This window comes from Micromonospora sp. WMMC415 (assembly GCF_009707425.1).
Lineage (GTDB): Bacteria > Actinomycetota > Actinomycetes > Mycobacteriales > Micromonosporaceae > Micromonospora.
This window is the reverse complement of the sequence record NZ_CP046104.1, coordinates 3550217-3570983: the sequence shown is the minus strand read 5'-3', so window position 1 is coordinate 3570983 and position 20767 is coordinate 3550217. Positions and strand designations below refer to the sequence as shown.

Annotated in this window: 15 protein-coding genes; 10 read left to right on the top strand and 5 right to left on the bottom strand. The window is 75.1% G+C overall.

Annotated elements, in window-relative coordinates:
- Positions 1-67 precede the first annotated feature (67 nt).
- From GKC29_RS16845 to GKC29_RS16815, 7 genes are all read left to right on the top strand, one after another.
- Positions 68-859: an SAM-dependent methyltransferase gene (locus tag GKC29_RS16845; protein WP_155331742.1), complete on the top strand. Its 792-nt coding sequence runs from the start codon at positions 68-70 to the stop codon at positions 857-859.
- Positions 860-902: 43 nt separating this feature from the next.
- Positions 903-2246, top strand: coding sequence for a nucleotide disphospho-sugar-binding domain-containing protein (locus GKC29_RS16840; protein WP_155331741.1), 1344 nt, complete (start codon positions 903-905; stop codon positions 2244-2246).
- Between the two features lie 177 nt (positions 2247-2423).
- Entirely contained in the window at positions 2424-3578 is a 1155-nt protein-coding gene (locus GKC29_RS16835; protein WP_155331740.1) for a DegT/DnrJ/EryC1/StrS aminotransferase family protein, read from the top strand.
- A 33-nt stretch (positions 3579-3611) separates the two neighbouring features.
- Positions 3612-4673 carry a glucose-1-phosphate thymidylyltransferase gene (locus tag GKC29_RS16830; RefSeq protein ID WP_155331739.1) on the top strand — a complete coding sequence of 354 codons (1062 nt, stop codon included), beginning with the start codon at positions 3612-3614 and terminating at the stop codon, positions 4671-4673.
- A gap of 55 nt (positions 4674-4728) precedes the next feature.
- Positions 4729-6036 (top strand): lipopolysaccharide biosynthesis protein RfbH, encoded by a 1308-nt coding sequence (rfbH, locus tag GKC29_RS16825; protein ID WP_155331738.1) that lies wholly within the window; start codon positions 4729-4731, stop codon positions 6034-6036.
- 46 nt (positions 6037-6082) lie between these two features.
- Complete coding sequence (locus GKC29_RS16820; RefSeq protein WP_155331737.1) at positions 6083-7429, top strand: nucleotide sugar dehydrogenase; 1347 nt, start codon at positions 6083-6085, stop codon at positions 7427-7429.
- On the top strand, positions 7426-8412 hold the full coding sequence (locus GKC29_RS16815) for an NAD(P)-dependent oxidoreductase (RefSeq protein WP_155331736.1): 987 nt from the start codon (positions 7426-7428) through the stop codon (positions 8410-8412). The genes GKC29_RS16820 and GKC29_RS16815 overlap by 4 nt, the downstream gene beginning before the upstream one ends.
- Positions 8413-8618: 206 nt before the next feature.
- On the opposite strand, the gene GKC29_RS16810 is transcribed toward GKC29_RS16815, so the two are convergent.
- Both GKC29_RS16810 and GKC29_RS16805 read right to left on the bottom strand, forming a co-directional pair.
- Positions 8619-10232: an MFS transporter gene (locus GKC29_RS16810; protein WP_370463258.1), complete on the bottom strand. Its 1614-nt coding sequence runs from the start codon at positions 10230-10232 to the stop codon at positions 8619-8621.
- Between the two features lie 36 nt (positions 10233-10268).
- Positions 10269-10937 (bottom strand): DUF899 domain-containing protein, encoded by a 669-nt coding sequence (locus GKC29_RS16805; protein ID WP_155331735.1) that lies wholly within the window; start codon positions 10935-10937, stop codon positions 10269-10271.
- A gap of 234 nt (positions 10938-11171) precedes the next feature.
- Here GKC29_RS16805 and GKC29_RS16800 point away from each other — a divergent pair, with 234 nt between their 5' ends.
- A complete protein-coding gene (locus GKC29_RS16800) occupies positions 11172-14444 on the top strand; it encodes a BTAD domain-containing putative transcriptional regulator (protein WP_155331734.1) in 3273 nt (1090 codons plus the stop codon).
- A gap of 48 nt (positions 14445-14492) precedes the next feature.
- On the opposite strand, the gene GKC29_RS16795 is transcribed toward GKC29_RS16800, so the two are convergent.
- Genes GKC29_RS16795 through GKC29_RS16785 form a run of 3 tightly spaced genes read right to left on the bottom strand, consistent with a single transcriptional unit; the run spans position 14493 to position 17681 of the window.
- Entirely contained in the window at positions 14493-14906 is a 414-nt protein-coding gene (locus tag GKC29_RS16795; RefSeq protein ID WP_155331733.1) for an SgcJ/EcaC family oxidoreductase, read from the bottom strand.
- Between the two features lie 50 nt (positions 14907-14956).
- Positions 14957-15346 (bottom strand): hypothetical protein, encoded by a 390-nt coding sequence (locus GKC29_RS16790; RefSeq protein ID WP_155331732.1) that lies wholly within the window; start codon positions 15344-15346, stop codon positions 14957-14959.
- 10 nt (positions 15347-15356) lie between these two features.
- Entirely contained in the window at positions 15357-17681 is a 2325-nt protein-coding gene (locus GKC29_RS16785; protein WP_155331731.1) for a peptidase S8, read from the bottom strand.
- Positions 17682-17957: 276 nt separating this feature from the next.
- On the opposite strand from GKC29_RS16785, the gene GKC29_RS16780 reads away from it, so the two are divergent.
- Entirely contained in the window at positions 17958-19292 is a 1335-nt protein-coding gene (locus GKC29_RS16780) for an acyltransferase (protein WP_196255633.1), read from the top strand.
- Between the two features lie 61 nt (positions 19293-19353).
- Positions 19354-20739 (top strand): NAD(P)/FAD-dependent oxidoreductase, encoded by a 1386-nt coding sequence (locus GKC29_RS16775; protein ID WP_155331729.1) that lies wholly within the window; start codon positions 19354-19356, stop codon positions 20737-20739.
- The last annotated feature ends 28 nt before the right edge of the window (positions 20740-20767 follow it).

Here is a 20767-nt window from a genome sequence, read left to right as displayed (position 1 = left end):
GCGGGGCCGGCCCGTCCCGGGCCGGCCCCGCCCGCCGTCCACCCACCCACGATCGAGGAGTCTTCCGATGTCGACCGAGTCCGTGGAGCGGCCCTCACCGGCCCGGATGTACGACTACTTCCTGCACGGCACGAACAACTACCCGGTGGACCGGGTGGCGGCGGAGGCGGTGATCGGCCGGGTCGGTCAGACGCTGACCCGGGACGTGGTCTGGGAGAACCGCCGCTTCCTCGGTCGTGTCGTGCGGTACCTGGCGGCCGAGTGCGGGATCCGGCAGTTCATCGACGTGGGCGCCGGGCTGCCGAGCCAGGAGAACACGCACCAGGTGGCGCAGCGGGCGGTGACCGCCCCGCGGGTCATCTACGTCGACAACGACCCCGCGGTGGCCGAACACGGCACGCGGCTGCTCACCGAGCAGGAACGGGCCAACACCGCCATCCTGACCGCCGACCTGCGCGACCCCGCCGCGATCCTCGACCACCCGGACACGAAGGCGCTGATCGACTTCTCGGAGCCGGTCGCCGTGCTGTTCGTCGCGGTCTTCCACTTCGTCCGCGACAGCGAGGACCCGGCGTCGATCCTCCGCGCGTTCCGGGACCGGATGGCGCCCGGCTCGTACCTGGCGCTGTCCCACCTCGCGGTGGAGGGCTCGCCGGCCGAGGAACGCGCGCTGATGGAGGAGAGCTACCGCAACGCCACCGCGCCGATGGTCTACCGGTCGACCGCGGCCATCCGCGGGCTGTTCGACGGCTTCGTCCTCGTGCCGCCGGGCCTGGTGCCGACCGGCCGGTGGCGGCCCGACGAGCCGGACGCCCCGTCGACCGAGCGGATGTACGCCGGCGTGGGACGCAAGCCCTGACGCCACCCGCAGACCATCCGGCCCCGCACACCCGAGGAGAGACATGCGCGTCGTCTTCGCCCTGTGGCCGAACCCGGCCCACCTGTACCCGCTGGTCCCGCTCGCCTGGGCGATGCAGAGCGCCGGGCACGAAGTCCGCGTCGCCTCCCATCCGATACTGGCCGACAGCACGAAGGCCGTCGGGCTGACCCCGGTCGCGGTCGGCGACCCGCAGCTCATGCCGATGGGTCCCGGCCGGCCGCAGCCGCGCAGCGTCAAGGAGCGGCTCGACCGGATCACCGCCGCGCTGGACCTCTCGCCGGCCGACAAGGACGTCTGGGACGTCTTCTACCAGTTCATGCTCCCGTCCATGTGGGACTTCCACCCGGTCGGCTCGACCGCCGCCGACCCGCACCCGGTCCTCGACGACCTGGTGGAGTTCACCCGCGCGTGGCAGCCCGACCTGGTGCTGTGGGACCCGTGCTTCCCGGCCGGGGCGGTGGCGGCGCGGGCCGCCGGCGCGGCGCACGCCCGGCTGCTGTGGGGCCTGGACTACTTCGCGTCCACGATGGACCGTTTCGCCGAACGGGCCGCGCGCCCGGGCCCCGGCCCGGAGGCCAACCCGCTGGTCGAGACGATGCGCCCGGGTGCCGAGCGGCACGGCCTGGACGTCGACGACGAGCTGCTGCTGGGCCAGTGGACGGTCGACCCCACGCCGGCCGGCGTACGGCTGCCGACCAGCGTCCGGACGGTGCCGGTGCGGTGGGTGCCCTTCGCGGCGCAGGAGGCGCTGCCGCACTGGCTGCACCGGCGCCCCGAACGGCCCCGGGTCGCGCTGTCCCTGGGCCTGTCGCAGCGGATGTACTTCAAGGGCGGCTGGGACCACGTTCCCGGGTTGCTCCGGATGGTCGCCGACCTCGACGTCGAGGTGGTCGCCACGCTGAACGCCGACCAGCTGGCCGGGATCCCCGAGCTGCCGGAGAACGTCCGGGCGCTGGACTACCTGCCCCTCACCCATCTGCTGCCGTCCTGCGCCGCCCTCGTGCACCACGGGGGCATGGGCACGTTCGCCAGCGCGGCCGCGCTGCGGGTGCCACAACTGATCACCGACTCGGACGACGACAACGGCATGATCACGATCGAGGCCGACGGCCTGGAGTGGTCGATGGCGACCAAGCACATCGAGTCGTCGGTGACCGCCCGGTGCGTGGCGCAGCGGGGCGCCGGCCTGGTCCTGGACATCAAGAACCTGTCCGTGGAGGCGATGCAGAAACAGCTGGTCCGGGTGCTGGACGAGCCGTCGTTCCGGGAGGGCGCGGACTCGCTGTACGAGGACCTGCTCGCCACGCCGAGCCCGACCGAGATCGTGCCCGTGCTGGAGAAGCTGACCCGGCGGCACCGGGCCTGACCCCGCCGGCCCGGCGGCACCGGGCCTGACCCCGGCCCGACCCTCCCCCGGCGGCGCCCCGCGCGTGCGACGCCGCCGGGGCGACCCGTCGCGCCCTGAGCGCCCTGTCGCGCGCGGGCCGATCCGCGCCCGTCCCGCCGCCGGCGGACCAGCCCGCCCCGACCACCCGGAGAACCGATGATCAACGTCTTCCAGCCGACGCTGGGCGCGGCGGAGCTCGACGCCGTGCGCGACGTGTTCGACAGCAACTGGCTGGGGCACGGGCCGCGCACCCGGCAGTTCGAGCGGGAGTTCGCCGAGCACGCCGGGTTGGCGCCGGAGCGGACCATCTTCATCACCTCGGCCACCGCCGGTCTCTTCCTCGCCGTGGAACTGCTGGGCCTCGGGCCGGGCGACGACGTGGTGCTGCCGTCGATCAGCTTCGTCGGGGCGGCCAACGCGATCGCGGCCGCCGGCGCCCGGCCGGTCTTCTGCGATGTCGACCCGCACACCCTCAACCCGACCGTCACCGACGTGGAGCGGGCGCTCACCCCCGCCACCAAGGCGGTGATCGTGCTGCACTACGGCGGCGTGCCGGGCGAGGTGGCGGCGATCGCCGAGCTGTGCCGGCAGCGCCGGCTGGCACTGGTGGAGGACGCGGCGTGCGCCGTCGCGTCCACCGTCGACGGCCGCGCCTGCGGCAGCTTCGGCGACATCGCCATGTGGAGCTTCGACGCGATGAAGATCCTCGTCACCGGCGACGGCGGGATGCTGCACGTGCGGGACGACGAGCTGGCCCGGCGGGCGCACCGGCTGGCGTACCACGGCCTCGAACACGCCAGCGGCTTCTCCGCCGCCGGCAAGGGCGTGCCGCACCGCTGGTGGGAGCTCACGGTCCGGGAGTACGGCCGCCGGGTCGTCGGCAACGACCTGACCGCCGCGATCGGCCTGGTCCAGCTGCACCGGCTGCCGGAGTTCGTGGCCCGCCGGCGGGAGATCGCCGGGACGTACGACCGGCTGCTGGCCGACGCCGAGGGGGTCCGGCTCCCACCGCCGGTGCCCGACGGCCAGGTCAGCTCGCACTACTTCCACTGGGTCCAGCTCGACCCGGCGATCCGCGACCAGGTGGCGGCGGACCTGCTGGACCTCGGGATCTACACCACCTTCCGGTACGCGCCGCTGCACCGGGTGCCCGCGTACGGCGACGGCGGGCACCTGCCCGGCGCCGACGAGGCGGCGCGGACCACTCTCCTCCTACCGATGCACCAGGGGTTGACCGATGCAGACGTACGAACGGTGGCGGACAGCCTGCGCAAGTCCGTCGACCAGCGACAGGCCGCGGCCGGTGGCTGACCGGACGGCCGGGCGGTCCCGAGGGCGGGCCAGGTGAAGGCCCTGGTGCTCGCCGGCGGCTCCGGCACCCGGCTGCGCCCGCTGACCTATTCGATGCCCAAGCAGCTCGTGCCGGTGGGCAACCGGCCGGTGCTGGAGCACGTGCTGGACGCGGTCCGCGCCGCCGGCGTGACCGACGTCGGGGTGGTGGTGGGCGGCTGGGCCGAGCAGATCGCCGACGCCCTCGGCGACGGCTCCCGGCTGGGCGTACGGCTGACGTACCTGCGCCAGGACCAGCCGCGTGGCCTGGCCGACTGCGTCCGGGTGGGCCGCCGGTTCCTCGGTGACGACGACTTCCTCATGTACCTCGGCGACGTCATGCTGCCCGACGGCGTGGCCCGGTACGCCGACGAGTTCCGCGCCCGCCGGCCGGCCGCGCACGTGCTCGTGCACAAAGTGGCCGACCCGCGCGCCTTCGGCGTCGTCGAACTGGGCCCGGACGGGGCCGTACGGCGGCTGGTGGAGAAGCCCCGGCACCCGCGCAGCGACCTCGCCCTCGTCGGGGTCTACTTCTTCACCTCGGCGGTGCACGCCGCGGTCGACGCGATCACCCCGAGCGGCCGGGGCGAGCTGGAGATCACCGACGCCGTGCAGTGGCTGGTCGGTGCCGGCGCGGACGTCCGCGCCAGCGAGTACCACGGCTACTGGCGGGACACCGGCCGGGTGGAGGACCTGCTGGCCTGCAACCGGCACCTGCTCGACGGCCTGGCCCGCGAGGTGGCCGGTCAGGTGGACGCCGCCAGTGAGCTGACCGGACCGGTGGTGGTGGCGCCCGGCGCCCGGGTGGTCGCCTCCCGCGTGGAGGGGCCGGTGGTGATCGGCGCGGACACCGTCGTCCAGGGCTGCCGCATCGGGCCGCACACCGCGATCGGCCGCGGCTGCCGGCTCACCGACGCCGAGGTGACCGACTCGATCGTCCTGGAGGGCGCCTCCATCACCGCCGTCCGGGGCCTGCAGGGCTCGCTGATCGGCCGGTCCGCCACGGTCCGTCCCGGCCCGACGACCGGCAGCCGGCTGGTCGTCGGCGACCACACCCGGGTCGAGATCGCCGCATGACCGGCGCCGGCCACCCGGCCGCCCGCCGCCGGGCCGAATCCGCAAGGGAGATGCGATGAGCGACGAACAGAAGGCGTTGCTGCTGGACAGCGTCCGCAAGTACCACCAGGAGATCCAGGAGGAGCGGCCCTTCGTTCCCGGCGTGACGGAGATCTGGCCGTCCGGGGCGGTGCTGGGGGTCGAGGAACGGGTGGCGCTGGTCGAGGCCGCGCTGGACCTGCGTATCGCGGCCGGGCGCAACGCCCGCAGGTTCGAGTCCGCGTTCGCGCGCAAGCTGCGGGTCCGCAAGGCGCACCTGTGCAACTCCGGGTCGTCGGCGAACCTGCTCGCGGTCTCGGCGCTCACGTCGCCGCAGCTCGGCGACCGGCGGCTGCGGCGCGGGGACGAGGTGATCACCGTCGCCGCCGGGTTCCCCACCACCGTCAACCCGATCCTGCAGAACGGGCTGGTGCCGGTCTTCGTCGACATCGAGCTGGGCACCTACAACGCCACCGTGGAGCGGGTCGCCGCGGCGATCGGCCCGAAGACCCGGGCGATCATCCTCGCGCACGCGGTCGGCAACCCGTTCCCGGTCGCCGAGATGGCCGAGCTGGCCAAGGAGCACCGCCTGTTCCTCGTCGAGGACAACTGCGACGCGGTCGGGTCGTTCTACGACGGCCGGCCCACCGGCAGCTTCGGTGACCTGGCGACGGCGAGCTTCTACCCCGCCCACCACATGACGATGGGTGAGGGCGGCTGCGTGGTGACCTCCAACCTGGTACTCGCGCGGGTGGTGGAGTCGCTGCGGGACTGGGGACGCGACTGCTGGTGCGCACCCGGCGAGAGCAACACCTGCATGAAGCGCTTCGAGCACCGGATGGGCTCGCTGCCCGACGGCTACGACCACAAGTACATCTACTCGCACGTCGGGTACAACCTGAAGACCACCGACCTCCAGGCCGCCCTTGGGCTCGCCCAGCTGGCCCGGGTCGACGAGTTCTGCGCGACGCGCCGGCACAACTGGCGGCGGCTGCGCGACGGCCTCGACGGCGTGCCGCACCTGCTGCTGCCGGAGGCCACGCCGCGCAGCGACCCGAGCTGGTACGGCTTCGTCATCACCGTCGTCCCGGGAGCGCCGTTCACCGTTCCGGAGCTGGTGGACTTCCTGGAGGAGCGGAAGATCGGCACGCGGCGGCTGTTCGCCGGCAACCTGACCCGCCACCCCGCGTACGCCGGCCAGCCCTACCGGGTGGTGGGCGAGCTGACCAACAGCGACATCGTCACCAGCCAGACCTTCCACGTCGGCGTCTACCCCGGCCTCACCGACGAGATGATCGACTACGTCGTCTCGTCGATCCGGGAGTTCGTCAAGACCTACGGGTGAACGGCCGGCCCGTCGGGGCCGGCCGGCATCCTGATTGGAGCCTGAGATGGGTGTTCTGACCGACCGACGAGACCCACGGGTGGCGGTCATCGGCCTCGGCTACGTCGGGGCCTGCATCGCGGCGGTGCTGGCCGAGCGGGGCCTCGACGTGGCCGGTGTGGACGTCGACCCGCACCTGGTCGACGAGCTGCGCCGCGGGCACTGCCGTTTCGAGGAGCCCGACCTCGCGGACCTGCTCCGGGCGGGTGTCGACACGGGCCGGCTGCGGGTCGGCACCGACTACGCGGCGGTCGCCGACGCCGACGTCGTCCTGGTGACCGTCGGCACCCCGGTACGGCTGGACGGGTCGCTCGCCGACGACCAGTTGCGCGGCGCCTGCGTGGAGCTGAGCCGCCACCTGCGCCGCGGCCAGCTGGTGGTGGTCAAGAGCACCGTCCCGCCCGGCACCACCCGGGACTTCGTGCTGCCGCTGCTCGCCGGCGGCGGGCTGGTCGGCGGCACCGACTTCGGGCTGGCGTTCACGCCGGAGCGGCTCGCCGAGGGCACGGCGCTGCGGGAGCTGCGGACCTTCCCCATCGTCGCGGGCGGCCTCGACGCCGGCAGCACCCGGGACGCGGAGACGTTCTGGCGGCGCGCGCTGGGCGTCGACGTGATCCCGGTGGAGTCGCTGGAGGCCGCGGAGATCGTCAAGCTCGCCGACAACTGGTGGATCGACCTCAACATCGCCCTCGCCAACGAGCTGGCCAAGTTCAGCGCGCTGTACGAGGTGGACGTGCTGGAGGTCATCCAGGCCGCGAACGGCATCCCGAAGGGCACCGGCACCATCAACATCCTGCTGCCCAGCGTCGGGGTGGGCGGTTCCTGCTTGACCAAGGACCCGTGGATGGTCTGGCACTCGGCGCAGCAGCGGGGCCTGGAGATCCTGACGGCGCCGGCCGGGCGACGGGTGAACGCCGGGATGCCCGCGTACACCGCGCGGTTGATCCTCGACGAGTTGGCCGCGCTCGGCCGCCCCGCCCGTGGGGCGCGGGTGGCGGTGCTCGGCCTGGCCTTCAAGAACGACACCGGGGACCTGCGCGCCACGCCGGTGCTGCCGGCGGTCGAGGCGCTGCGGGAGGCCGGGTGCGCGGTGCGCCTGCACGACCCGCTGGTCGACCCGGACGAGACCGAGAAGCTGTTCGGCCTGCGCCCGGTGGCGGACCTCGACGACGCCGTACGGGACGCGGACTGCGTCGCGGTGCTGGCGCACCACCGGCCGTTCGCCGGGATCGACTTCGCCGCGCTGCCGGTCACCCGCCCGTGCCTGGTGCTCGACGGGCGGGCCTACTACAGCCGGGAGCGGATCGCCGAGCTACGGGCGGCCGGCTTCCACTACCGGGGGATCGGCCGGTGAGCGCGCGGGTCGTGGTGACCGGCGGGTACGGATTCATCGGCGCCCACCTGGTGGAGCGGCTGGTGGCGCGGGGCGACGAGGTGACCGTCGTCGACGGCGCGCCCCCGGCGACGGGACGTCCGGCGTGGGCCGGGCAGGTCCGGTTCGTGCAGGCCGACGTCCGGGACGCCGGGCGGCTCGCCGAGGCGATCGCCCCGGGCGTCGACGTGGTCTACCACCTGGCCGCCGTGGTCGGCGTGGACCAGTACCTCGCCCGGCCGCTGGACGTCATCGACATCAACGTCACCGGCACGCGTACCGTGCTGGACCTGGCCTGCCGGGCGGACGCCCGGGTGCTGCTCGCCAGCACCAGCGAGGTGTTCGGCAAGAACCCGGCGGTGCCGTGGCGGGAGGACGACGACCGGGTGCTCGGCGCGACGTCGGCGGACCGCTGGACGTACTCGACGAGCAAGGCGCTCACCGAGCACCTCGCGTACGCCTTCGGCCGGCAGCACGGGCTGGCCGCGACGATCGTACGGTACTTCAACGTCTACGGTCCCCGGCAGCGGCCGGCGTACCTGGTCAGCCGCTCGGTGCACCGGGCGCTGAACGGCCGGCCGGTGGTCGTCTACGACCGCGGCCGGCAGACGCGCTGCTTCACGTTCGTCGACGACGCGGTCGCCGGCACGCTCGCCGCGGCGGACCGTCCGGAGGCCGTCGGCGAGTCGTTCAACATCGGCAGCATGGTGGAGAACACCATCGCCGAGGTGGTGGAGCTGATCGGCGCCCTGACCGGCGGCGCCGCCCGGTCCGACGTGGACACCCGGGCGGTGCTCGGCACCGCCTACGAGGACCTGGCCCGCCGCATCCCGGACACCACCCGGGCCCGGACGATGCTCGACTGGAAGTGCGAGGTGCCGCTGCGCGACGGCCTGACCCGCACGGTCGGGTGGGCCCGGGACAACCCGTGGTGGCTCGCCCTGCCCGACACCGGGGCATCCTGACCCGACAGACCAACCGTCGCCGCCCGTCCCCGTTCCGGGGCCGGGCGGCGACAGCGCGTTGACCAGGAGGCATTCGGACCGGCTCCCGCCGCCGGAGGACGCGAGACCTCATGGTCAACGGACGCGGGCCCCTCGGGGCCCAGCGGCGCGCACGGCGGCCGGGGTGCGGGGGGCGGCGCCCCGGCCACCGTGCGCGGTCGGTGGGGCTACTGCCGCGCGGGCTCCGGGGAGCCGCCGGTGCCGGCCGCCGGTTCCCCGCTCCCCTGCGCCGCGTCGGCCGACGGCTGCTCCGCCGTCGGGCGGACCCGCCGCAGCAGCAGCGCCGAGAGCACGGCGAGGAGCACGGCCAGCCCGGCGCTCACCACGCCCGCCGCGTTGAAGCCACTCGTGAACGCCTCCCGGGCCGCCTCCAGCAGTGCCGCGCCGGTCTGCTCGGGCAGCTGGCCGACGACCGCGCTCGCGCCGGCGAGGGACTCCTCGGCCGCCTCGCTGACCTCGCCCGGCAGGCCGGCGGGGACGGCGGGGGCCACCTCGCCGCGGTAGACCGCCGTGCCGACGCTGCCCAGCAGCGCGACGCCGAGCGCGACACCCAGTTCGGTGCTGGTCTCGGACATCGACGACGCGGAGCCGGCCCGCTCGGGCGGCGCCGCACCGATGATCAGGTCGGTGCCCAGCACGGCTCCCGGGCCGAAGCCGAGGTAGACGATCACCAGACCGGTGACCGCCAGCCCGAGCCCGCCGGCGCTGCCCACCAGGCCGATCAGCGCGTAGCCGACCGCGGCGATCGCCATGCCGCCGGCCACCACGTAGCCCGGCGCGACGCGCTGCGCGATCATCGGCGCCAGCATCGACCCGATCAGCATGGACACCGCGTACGGCAGCATCCAGAGACCGGCGCGCAGGGGCGAGAGTCCCTCGACGAGCTGGGCGTACTGGGCGAAGAGCAGCGCGATGCCGCCGATGGTGGCCCCGCCGATCAGCATGATGAGCAGCGCGGCGCTGAAGGTGCGGTTGGCGAACAGGCGCACGTCCAGCAGCGGGTGGGCGAGCCGGCGCTGCCGGTGGACGAAGGCCACGCCGATCACCAGCCCGACCACCATGGCCAGCAGCGGCGGTGCCCCGAACCCGTCCTTGGCCAGCTCCTTGAGGCCCCAGACCACCGGCAGCACGGTGGCCAGACTGAGGGCGACGCTCACCAGGTCGAGACGGCCGGCGTCGGGGTTGCGGTACTCGGGCAGCAGCGCCGGCGCGGCGATCAGGAGCACGACCATCACCGGTACGCCGAGCAGGAACACCGAGCCCCACCAGAACCCCTCGAGCAGGGCGCCGCCGATCAGCGGCCCGATGATCGAGCCGATCATGAAGCAGCTCATCCAGATGCCGATGGCCATGGTGCGCTGCTGCGCGTTGCGGAACATGTTGCTGATCAGCGACAGGGTCGACGGCATCAGCGTCGCACCGGCGACGCCCAGCAGCGCCCGCGTGGCGATCAGCATCTCGGCGCTGGTGGAGTACGCGGCGACGACGGAAGCCACGCCGAAGGCGGCCGCACCGATCATCAGCAGCCGCCGCCGGCCGATCCGGTCGCCGAGGGTGCCCATCGTGACCAGGAACCCGGCGATCATGAAACCGTAGATGTCCATGATCCACAGCAGCTGGGCGGCGTCCGGCGCCAGGTCGGCGCTCAGGTGCGGCAGCGCCAGGTAGAGCACGTTGAGGTCGAGCGCCAGCAGCAGCGTGGGCAGGGCGAGCACCGCGAGCCCGACCCACTCCCGCCGGCCGGCCCGGGGCCCGGCCTCGCTCTCGTTGACGTCCATCATGGTCCTTTCCGTCCGGGGTACGCGGAACCGCGCGGCCTACTTGTCGTAGTCGTCGTGCAGCCGCCACCAGCTGTACGGCGTGGTCTGCGGCCGCCCGTCCGGGGTGTCCTCCCAGGTCTCCTGGCGACCCAGCGGGGTCAGGTCGAGGAACGTCCAGTTGCTGCCGAGGGCCTCCACGCCGCGGGCGGTGGTGAAGTACGTGCGGTACACGTCGTCGCCGTCGCGCAGGAAGACACTGAGACCGAAGGACTCCCCCGCCTCCGACGTCAGCCCGAGGTCAGCGTTGAAGTCGGTGCCGTAGGACGAGTACCAGGGCACCGTCCAGCCCATGCGCTCCTGGAAGGGCGTGATCTCGGCCAGCGGGGCCCGCGAGACCAGGGCGAGCGTGGTGTCCCGGGCGTTGAGGTGGGCCGGATGCCCGAGGTTGTCGACGAACATCGAGCAGCCCTCGCAGCGGTGCGCCGAGCCCGGCGTGAACATGAAGTGGTAGACGACGAGCTGCCGCCGCCCCTCGAACACGTCGGCCAGGCGGGCCTTCCCGGCCGGGCCCTCGAAGACGTACTCCTTCTCGATCCGCGTCATCGGCAGCCGGCGGCGCTCGGCGGCGAGCGCGTCCCGGGCCCGGGTCGCCTCCTTCTCCTTGACCAGCAGCCGCTCGCGCGCGGCCTGCCACTCCTCCGACGACACGACCGGTGGCAGGTTCATGATCTCTCTCCGTCCGTGGTGTGAAAGCGTCCTGGGGGGGTGCCGGCGGCCGGCCGCGCACGCGCGCGGGTCACGGCGAGGGGACGTGGCCCGTGCGGGGGACCCACGACCGGCCGTGGTCCGGCACCCTGGTCCACCCTGTCCGGCGCCCCTCTCGGTCCACTCCCGGTCCACTCGCGGTCGCCGCCGGTGACGTGACGGCCTGTCGCCGGAGCGCTGCGTTACGGTGACACCATGCGTTTCGGGCTCCTCGGTCCGCTGGGCGTCTGGACGACGGACGGCGCGCCGGTCACCGTGCCCGATCTGAAGGTCCGTGTCCTGCTCGCCGCCCTGCTGGTCCACGAGGGCCGTCCCGCGTCGGTCGACCGGCTGGTGGAGGACGTCTGGCGGGACCGTCCACCGGCCAACCCCACCGGGGCGCTCCAGACGAAGGTCTGGCAGCTGCGCCGCGCCTTGAACGCCGCCGAGCCCGGTGCCCGGGACCGGGTGGTCTCCCACCCCCCGGGGTATCTGCTGCGCACCGACCCGGACCCGACCGACGCCGAGCGGTTCACGGCGCTGGTGGAGCGGGCCGCCGGCACGACCGGTCCGGACGCGCGGGTGGCCCTCCTCGACGAGGCGCTCGGTCTGTGGCGCGGCCCGGTGCTGGCCGACTTCCCGGAAGCCCCGTTCGTCACGGCGCTGGCCGTCCGGCTCGACGAGCAGCGGTTGGCCGCCACCGAGGACCGGGCCGAGGCCCGGCTCGCGCTGGGCGAGCACCACCTGCTCACCGGGGAACTCGCCGACCTGGTGACGCGTCACCCGTACCGGGAACGCCTGCGCGCGCTGCACCTGCGGGCGCTGTACCGGGCGGGCCGGCAGGGCGAGGCCCTGGACCGCTACGAGCGGTTCCGCCGGCGGCTCGCCGACGAGCTGGGCGTGGACCCGGGCCCCGAGCTGGTCGCCCTGCACCGGGCGATCCTGTCGCACGACCCGGCGCTGCTCGCCCCGCCGGCGACGACCGGCGCGGTCACCGTCGCGCCGGCCCCGGCGGGCGCCGCGCACCCGGCGGGGGTACGCGGCAACCTGCCCGCCCCGCTGACCGACCTGGTGGGCCGGGAGGAGGCGGTACGGGACATCCACGGCCTGCTCGACGCCGCCCGGCTGGTGACCCTGGTCGGCTCGGGCGGGGTGGGCAAGACCCGCCTGGCGGTCGAGGCGGCCCACCGGCTCGTCGGGGCGTACCCGGACGGGGTGTGGCTGGTCGAGCTGGCGGCGCTGCGCCGCGCCGGCCCGGCGGCGCTGGCCGGGTCGGTCCTCGCGGTGCTCGGCGTCCGCGAGAGCGTGGACCTCGCCCCCGCCACGCCGGCCGAGCACCTGGTGGAGGCCCTGCGCGGTCGCCGGCTCCTGCTGGTGCTGGACAACTGCGAGCACGTCGTCGAGGCGGTCGCCGAGCTGGCGGACCGGGTGCTGCGGCACGCGCCGGACGTCCGCCTGCTGGCCACCAGCCAGGAGCCGCTGGGCGTCGCCGGGGAGCAGGTCTGCGCCGTACCGCCGCTGGCCCTGCCGGACCCGGCGGTCAGCGACCCGGCGGTGCTCGCCCGGGCCAGCGCGGTCCGGCTCTTCGTCACCCGCGCGGGCGCCGCCGCGCCCGCCTTCGCGCTCGACGAGGGGAACGCCCGGGACGTCGCCGAGCTGTGCCACCGGCTCGACGGCATCCCGCTCGCGCTGGAACTGGCCGCGACCCGGGTCCGGTCCCTGGGGGTCCGCGGCCTGCTGACCCGGCTCGACGACCGGTTCCGGGTGCTGACCAGCGGGCACCGCGGCGCGCCGCCCCGCCAGCAGACCCTCCGCGCGATGATCGACTGGAGCTGGGAGCTGCTCGGCGAGCCCGAGCAGGTGGTGCTGCGGCGGTTGGCGGTGCACGCGGACGGCTGCGCGTTGGAGGCCGCCGAGGCGGTGTGCGCCGACGACCGCCTCCCCGCCGACCAGGTGCTCGACCTGCTGGCCCGGCTGGTCGACCGCTCGCTGGTGGTGATGGCCGAGCTGCCGGGCGGGCCGCGGTACCGGCTGCTGGAGTCGGTGGCCGCGTACTGCGCCGAGCGGCTGCGCGAGGCCGACGAGGTGGCTTCCGTCCGCCGCCGCCACCGGCGGTACTACACGGCGCTGGCCCGCCGCGCCGACGAGGCGCTGCGCGGTCCCGAGCAACGGCAGTGGCTGACCCGGCTCGACCAGGAGACCGCCAACCTGCGCCACGCGCTGGACGGCGCGGTCGCCGACCGGGACGCGGCCGGGGCGCTGGAGCTGACCACCGCGCTGGCCTGGTACGGCTACCTGCGCGGGCGGCTGCGGGAGGCACGCCGGTCGATCGAGACCGCCCTGGGCGTGCCCGGCCCCGCCCCGGAGCCGCTGCGGTCGGCCGCAGCCTGCTGGCAGGCCGGGCTGGCGCTGCTGGAGGGCGGCGGTGACCACGCCCCGCTGGTCGCCCCGGCGCTCGCCGGCTGGCCGGCCGGCGCGGACCCGGCGGCTCGGTCGCGGGCGGTCTGCTTCCTCGGGCTCGCCCTGCTCAACACCGGCGACGTGGCCGGCAGCACCGCGCTCGTCGACGAGGTCCTGCCGGAGTTCGAACGGCTCGGCGACCGGTGGGGCGTGGCCACCGCGCTGAGCCTGCGGGCCAACCAGGCACAGGCCCGGGGCGAGCTGGCCGCGGTCCGCCGCGACGCCGAACGCGCCGTGGCCCTCTTCCGGGAACTGGGTGACCGGTGGGGCCAGTTGCAGGCGTCCTTCCCGCTCAGCTCCCGCGCGGAGGCGACCGGGGACTACGCGGAGGCGGCCCGGCTGCACCGCGAGAGCCTGCGGATGGCCGAGGAGCTCGGGCTGTGGCTGGAGGCGGCGGACCGCCTCTCCGGCCTGGGCCGCATCGCCCTGCTCGCCGGCGACTACGACGGGGCACGGGAGTTCCACGAGCGGGCGCTGCGGCTGGCCGCCGAGCAGAACTGCAAGCCCGCCGAGCTGTACGCGCAGATCGGTCTGGGGCTCGGGGCCCGCCGGGAGGGCCGCCTCGCCGAAGCGGAGGGGCTGCTGCGCGGCGTGCTGGAGTGGACCCGGCAGCCGGGCCTGGACGCCGAGGTGGTGCGGGCGCTGCTCCTGGCGGAGCTGGGGTTCGTCGCCGAGCTGCGGCAGGCCGCGACCGCCGCGCACGACCTGCACGCCGAGTCGTTCGCCCTGGCCACCGCCATCGGGGATCCGCGGGCGCAGGCGCTGGCGTTGGAGGGGCTCGCCGGGGCGGCGGCCGTCGACGGCCGCCCCGGGGACGCGGCCCGGCTGCTCGGCGCGGCGGCGGTGGCGCGGGCCTCGGTGGGCGCGCCGCTGCCGGACGGGGAGCGCGGGGACGTCGACCGGATCACCGCCGCCGCCCGCGCCGCGCTGGGCGCCGCGGCGTTCGCCGAGGAGTTCGACCGGGGCACGACGCTGCGGCCGGACCAGGCCTACCGGTCGGTGTCGGCCACCGCCGGCCGTCCGGCCTGACCGGCCGGGCGGCACGCCGCCGCCCGGCCCGGTCCCGGCAGCCCGCTGTCAGCCGTCGGCGGTGCCCTTCGAGTTCTGGTACGCCGCGATGTGCCACCGCCCGTCCCGCCGCACCACCGTGGACGTGGCGAGGAAGCCACGCTCGGGGACGATCCCGCTCTCGCCCTCCAGCAGCACGCTGCCCCGCGTCACCAGCAGGGCGATGTCGGCGGTGAGGAACCGTACGTCGAGCGGCTCGACGTACACCCGCGTCCCCGCGTACGGGCCGGCGAACCCGGCGGCCATGAACGCGCGGATCCCGTCCCGGCCCTTCATGTACGAGTCACCGATGAGGGTCCCGTCCTCGGTGAAGATCGCCGCGAAGCCGTCGGCGTCGTTGGCCGCCCAGGCTGCCATGATGCGGGTCGCCACGTCCCGCACCGCGGCCTCGTCGGTCAGCACGGCGGTGTCGCCTGCGGACATGTCCTACCTCCTCGTGGTCCCACCGGCACGCCCGGCGGCGTGGGTGCGTCTCAACAGGTGATCCGGGCGTCCGGCGAGGTCAGGTAGCCCATCATGTTGGGATCCCAGACGACCGCCCGGTACGTCCAGGTGCCGCTGCCCCGGCAGGCGAAGTCGAGCCGGTTGACGGTGCCCGGGTCCATCCAGCGCTCCAGCACGGTCCGCCAGCCGGTGTCGGTCGACTGCCAGCGCATCAGCCAGAAGATCGCGTAGACCGTGCAACCGTTGGTCGCCACGCTGCGTACCGACACGCCGGTCGGGCTCAGGGTCGGGGTGCTCGGGGCGGTCACGCACGTCGCCGGCGCGGTGTCCGCCCGCGCCGGGGCGGGGCCGAGGGTGGCCGTCGCCGACGCGCACACGGCAACGAGGGCGGCGGACGCGACCCGGGTGGAGACGCTCATGGTTTCCTCCTCAACGGTCCCGCTCACGGGACGCGTACCGGTAGGCGTCGACGATCGTCTGCTCCAGCCGGTTGCCGTCGGTGTCCACGAGGACGGCCCGCACCGACAGCGACGCCGCGCCCGGCGGGGTGGCCACCACGGCCCGGTAGCCGGCTCCGCCCGCAGGCACCACGCGCGCCGGCCGCCACGTGCGGCCCGCGTCGCCGGAGACCTCGACGGCGAGTTCCCGTACGGCACCGACCCGGGCCTGCGGCTGGGACATCACCGTCACCGGCAGCACGGTCACCGGTCCCGGACGCACCCGGTTGTGGTCGTCGACCGGCGGCGCGTACCGGACGGCCCAGAGCGGGAACGACTCGCCCGCCTCCCCCGCCGTGTCGGAGCGGAACGTCCACACCGAGTCCACCCGCGTCGACAGGTCGGAGAAGGACGGCCGGGTCGTCCGCTTCTCCACCCGGAACGTGCCGGGGCCGGGCGGGACCTCCGTCTCGAGGTTCCCGGCGCCGGAGCGGGCCAGCAGCACCCCGTCGCGGTAGAGCAGGGTGGACGCGGTGTCGGTGAGTGAGCCGCCCCGGTGGGAGTCCTGGTCGGAGTACATCGGGACGCCGAACCAGACGGTGTCGCCGCGCCGGCCGGCGTGGCCCGCGAAGTCGAACATCGGCCCGAACACCGCGGCGTTCCACCGGTCGGTGTACCGGTGGCCGGCCCGGTAGCTCCGGTAGCCCTGCCCGAGGGCGGTGACCTCGGTGGGTAGCCCGCCCGGCCCGGGGACGTTCTCACCGAAGGCGCCGCTCCACTGGGTGTCGCCCGCGTCGAGCAGGTGGACGGTGCGGGCCGGCAGGCGGAACGGCAGCAGGGCGGCCAGCGTCCCGGTCACGCCGGGAGCCGTCGCGAAGTGGGCCTTGGTGGCGGGCCGGCCGGGCACCTGCGCGACCAGCCGGGTGTCGACGGCGGCGAGGTCGCCCTCGGCGACGGTGCGGTCGAGGCCGGTGAAGAAGCCGCCGGGGCGGGTGTCCAGCAGGCCGTACGTGTACGGGGTGTCCGCGAAGTCGCCGCGTGGCCCGGGCACCCCCCAGGTGGAGGCGAGGTAACCGGTCATCCGCGTGGCGTCGACGTCGCCGCCGATCTGCCCGGCGTACAGGCCGTCGAAGCCGTCCGCCGCCAGCGACAGGGTGAACCCGGGGCGGTCGCCGTCGCGCCGATCGAAGCCGAGGTCCACCAGGGCGGTACGGGCGTCGGGCCGGGGCACGGAGGTGCGTACCGGCGCCGATCGCCGCGCGTCGACGGTCACCGTGGCGTCCCGGTCGAGGACCAGCTCGGGCTGGACCAGCCGGTGCCAGGTGGAGTCGGTGTCGCCGAAGTCGACCACGTCGGCGACCAGGACGTACGTCCCCCGGGGCAGCTCGGCGGAGGATGTGCCGGCCGCGTCGCTCAGCACCGCCCGGACGTCGCCGGTGAGGTCGAGGACCATCGTCTCGGCGACACTGCTCGCCCGTCCGTCCGGGCCGAGGTGGCGCACCGTCAGCGTGTGGGTCTCGGCCGCCGGTCCCGCACCGCCCGACGCGCTGGTGCTCGCGGGCCCGGACGCACCGCCGGACGTCGCGTCGCTCCCCTGCCCGGACGCGCCGCCCGACGTGGCGGTGCTCCCCGGGCCGGGGGCCGGGGCGGCCGGGGTGTGCAGCCGGATCCGGGCGAGGTGCGCCCGCTGGGAACGGATCGCCGCCCACGCCGCCGGGGCGGCCGACTTCGTGACGGTCACCGCACCCGCGTGCGGCAGGCGGGCGGTGGTGCGCAGACCGGGCCCGGTGAGTCCGGCCGCCGGGTCGGCGCCGCGTCGGGTGACGAGCAGCGGCAGCCCGGGGCTGCGCGCGTCGTCGTAGCCCGCGCGGACCAGTTCGGTGACGTCGAACAGCCGCCGGTCCAGCAGGCCGGCGGTGACGAGCGGACGCGCGTCCTCGGGGAGCACGAGCTGCCGGCCGCCCGCGCGGAGGGTGGTGAACCGGATCCCGGCCCGGCCGGCGCCCGGCGTGACGGTCACCTGCGCGCCGTCCGCCGAGGCGGTGACCCGGTCGCCGGTGAGCAGCGTGACGGTGTGCCGGGCCGGCGCCGTGGACGGCGGGCCGGCCGGCGCGGGACGGGCGGCCCCCGACCCGCCGGCGTCCGCCGCCGTCCCCCCGCTGTCCGCACCGGACCGCACGGCTTCCCGACCGGACGGGGCAGCTTGAGCCGGTGGGGCCGGCAGCGCCAGGACGGCGGCCAGCAGGACGGGGACCAGTGCCCGCCCGGTCCCGCGACCTGGTCGACCTGTGCCGTCCGGTGACCGCTCCCCACCCACGTCCCGTACCTCCGCGTTCGACCGGCCGCCGGGCGGCGCACGCCGGGCGGTGACTGGTTTCCCTCGTCCGCATCGTTCTCCGGCCGTCCCACGGCGCGCATCTTCCACCGTGCGCTCTCCCGGGCCCGCGCCGTCGGCTGCGCACGGTGGAAGATGCGCCGTACCGCGCGGCGGCCGGACGATCCCACGGTGTGGAGGGCGGATGCGAGGGAGCCTCCGCGACGACCAGGCGGCCGTGACCACTCAGGTGGGCGTGTCCGCGGTGAGGAGCCGGTGATGACGGCGGTACGCGAGGACCGAACAGACAGACGCGCGAGGATCTTCTTCCCGGAGCTGGAGGGACTACGCGGGATCGCCGCCGTGCTGGTCATGCTGACCCACGTCGCGCTCACCACCGGCGTGATCGCCTCCGACATGTACGGCGCGCCCGGCAACCCGGTCGCCGGGCCGGTGCTGAACACGATGGACGTCAGCGTGCCGATCTTCTTCGTCCTGTCCGGGCTGGTGCTCTACCGCCCGCTCGCCCTGGCCACGCTCACCGATCGGCCGGCGACGCCGCTGCGGCCGTACCTCTGGCGGCGGGCGCTGCGGATCGTGCCCGCGTACTGGGTGCTGACGGTCGTCGCGCTGGTGGTGCTGAACGCCGACGCCGTGGACGGGCCACGGGACGTCCTGTTCCCCCTGCTGGTGCTCCAGGTCTACGACCCGGCGACGATGCCGACGGGCATGGAGCAGACGTGGAGCCTCGCCACCGAGGTCGCGTTCTACCTCACGCTTCCGCTGGTGGCGTGGGCGCTGCGCCGGTGGGCGCGTCGGGTCACCGACCCGGCCGCGCGGGTACGGCGGATCGTCCTGCCGCTGGGCGGCGTCGTGCTCGTCGGCGCCGCCTTCGCCGCCTACCACCACCTGCCGTCCATGGGCGCCTTCCCGGCCCAGCATTTGTGGCCCACCGAGTACGTGGGCTACCTGGCGGCCGGCATGGTCCTGGCGACCCTGTCGGCGGTCGCCGAGGTGGCACCCGAGCGGCAGCCGGCGGTGTACCGGTTCCTCGGCCGCTTCCCCGGCGTGGCGTGGCTCGGTGCGCTGGCCGCGTACGCGCTGGCCTGCTCGCCGGTCAGCGGCCCGAACGAGATGAACTACCCGCCGCTCGGCGCGGCCATGGTCGACCACACCCTCTACCTGGCGATCGCGGTGCTGGCGGTGGCACCGCTGGCCCTGCCGACCGGGCGTCCCCGGTACATGCGCGCCGTGCTGTCGAACCCGGTGGTGGCCTTCCTCGGCCGGATCTCCTACGGGGTCTTCCTCTGGCACGTCTTCCACCTGTGGCTCTTCTTCGGCCTCACCGGCACGCCGCTGGGGACGGGCAACTTCTGGCTGGTGACGGCGACGATCCTCGGCGCCAGCGTGGTGACGGCGACGGCGAGCTGGTTCCTCGTCGAGCGGCCGGCCATGCGGCTGCGGCCCCGGCTGGGCCGCGCCCCGGTCGATCCCGGCGCGGAAGCGCCGCGGACGGTGCCGGAGCAGCCGGCCGTCTCTGACGCGCTGCCCGGTTGGGCCACCGGGACGGCCACGCCGGTCGCGCCGGTCGCGCCGGTCACGTCGGCGAACTGACCACACCGGACCGGCGGTACGCGGGCGGAGGGTCCGCCCGGTGGGAACGGAGGGAGAGGCGATGAGCGGGACCCCGAGGGACCGGGCGGTCGTCCTGGGCGCAAGCATGGCCGGCCTGTTCGCCGCGAAGGTGCTCGCGGAGGCGTACCGGGAGGTGGTCCTGGTGGACCGGGACCGGTTGGCCGACGGGACGGCCCCGCGCCGCGGGGTCCCGCAGGGCCGGCACCTGCACGGGCTGCTCGCCCGCGGGCAGCGGGCCATCGAGGAGATCTTCCCGGGCTTCACCGCCGAACTGACCGCCTCGGGCATGCGCTCCGGTGACCTGGGCACCCGGATCCGCTGGTACTTCGACGGCCGCCGCCTGGCGCCGGCGGAGACCGGCCTGCTGGTGGTCGGGGGCTGGCGGCCGGGGATCGAGGCCCTGGTGCGGCGTAAGGTCCTCGGCCTGTCCGGGGTACGGCTGATCGACGGCACCGACGTCGTCGCGCCGGTCGCCGCCACGGACGGCACCCGGATCACCGGCGTCCGGATCCACCGCCGGGACGCGGGCACCCCGGAGGTGCTCGACGCCGACCTGGTGGTGGACGCGACGGGCCGCGGCTCGCGGACCCCGACCTGGCTGGCCGAGCTGGGGTACCCGGCGGTTCCGGAGGAGCGGGTCAAGATCGGGCTGACGTACACGAGCGCCCGGTTCCGGTTCCGCGACGACCCGTTCCACGGCGACGTCTCGATCAACCCGGTCGCCACGCCGGCCCACCCGCGCGGGGCGTTCCTGGCCACGCTCGGCGAGAACCGGGGGCTGCTCTCGCTGACCGGCGTCCTCGGCGACGAGCCGCCGACCGACCGGGACGGCTTCCTCGCGTACGCGCAGTCGCTGCCGGTGCCCGACGTCATCGACGCGGTACGGGACGCCGAGTTCCTCGACGAGCCGGTCTCCTTCCGGTTTCCGGCGAGCGTCCGCCGGCGGTACGAGCGGCTGCCCCGCGTACCCGACGGGCTGCTCGTGGTCGGCGACGCGCTGTGCACCTTCAACCCCGTCTACGGCCAGGGCATGACGGTCGCCGCGCTGGAGGCGCTGCTGCTGCGCCGGCACCTGGCCGCCACGGCGGCACCGCGTCCGGGCCGGTTCTTCGCCGACGTCGCCCGGCTCCTGGACGCGCCGTGGGAGGTCGCGGCGGGCGGCGACCTCGCCCACCCCGGTGCCGAGGGCCGGCGTGGCCTGATGGTGCGGATCGCCAACAGTTACCTGGCGCGGGTGCAGGCCGCGGCCACCAGGGACGCGCGGGTCACCGAGGCGTTCCTGCGGGTGGCCGGCCTCATCGACCCGCCCCAGGCGATCATGCGGCCGTCGGTGATGTGGCGGGTCCTGCGCCGGGGCGGCCGGCCGGCGGCGCCGGTCCGCGGCGCCGCGACCGCCGTCCGCCCGACTGCCGACGACCGCGGATGAAACCGCCCGACGGTCCCCCGCGGGGACC

Coding starts and splice junctions, on each gene's coding strand:
- GKC29_RS16845 (WP_155331742.1), top strand. CDS start 68: ATGTCGACCGAGTCCGTGGAGCGGCCCTCACCGGCCCGGATGTACGAC.
- GKC29_RS16840 (WP_155331741.1), top strand. CDS start 903: ATGCGCGTCGTCTTCGCCCTGTGGCCGAACCCGGCCCACCTGTACCCG.
- GKC29_RS16835 (WP_155331740.1), top strand. CDS start 2,424: ATGATCAACGTCTTCCAGCCGACGCTGGGCGCGGCGGAGCTCGACGCC.
- rfbH (WP_155331738.1), top strand. CDS start 4,729: ATGAGCGACGAACAGAAGGCGTTGCTGCTGGACAGCGTCCGCAAGTAC.
- GKC29_RS16820 (WP_155331737.1), top strand. CDS start 6,083: ATGGGTGTTCTGACCGACCGACGAGACCCACGGGTGGCGGTCATCGGC.
- GKC29_RS16810 (WP_370463258.1), bottom strand. CDS start 10,232: ATGATGGACGTCAACGAGAGCGAGGCCGGGCCCCGGGCCGGCCGGCGG.
- GKC29_RS16805 (WP_155331735.1), bottom strand. CDS start 10,937: ATGAACCTGCCACCGGTCGTGTCGTCGGAGGAGTGGCAGGCCGCGCGC.
- GKC29_RS16800 (WP_155331734.1), top strand. CDS start 11,172: ATGCGTTTCGGGCTCCTCGGTCCGCTGGGCGTCTGGACGACGGACGGC.
- GKC29_RS16795 (WP_155331733.1), bottom strand. CDS start 14,906: ATGTCCGCAGGCGACACCGCCGTGCTGACCGACGAGGCCGCGGTGCGG.
- GKC29_RS16790 (WP_155331732.1), bottom strand. CDS start 15,346: ATGAGCGTCTCCACCCGGGTCGCGTCCGCCGCCCTCGTTGCCGTGTGC.
- GKC29_RS16780 (WP_196255633.1), top strand. CDS start 17,958: ATGACGGCGGTACGCGAGGACCGAACAGACAGACGCGCGAGGATCTTC.
- GKC29_RS16775 (WP_155331729.1), top strand. CDS start 19,354: ATGAGCGGGACCCCGAGGGACCGGGCGGTCGTCCTGGGCGCAAGCATG.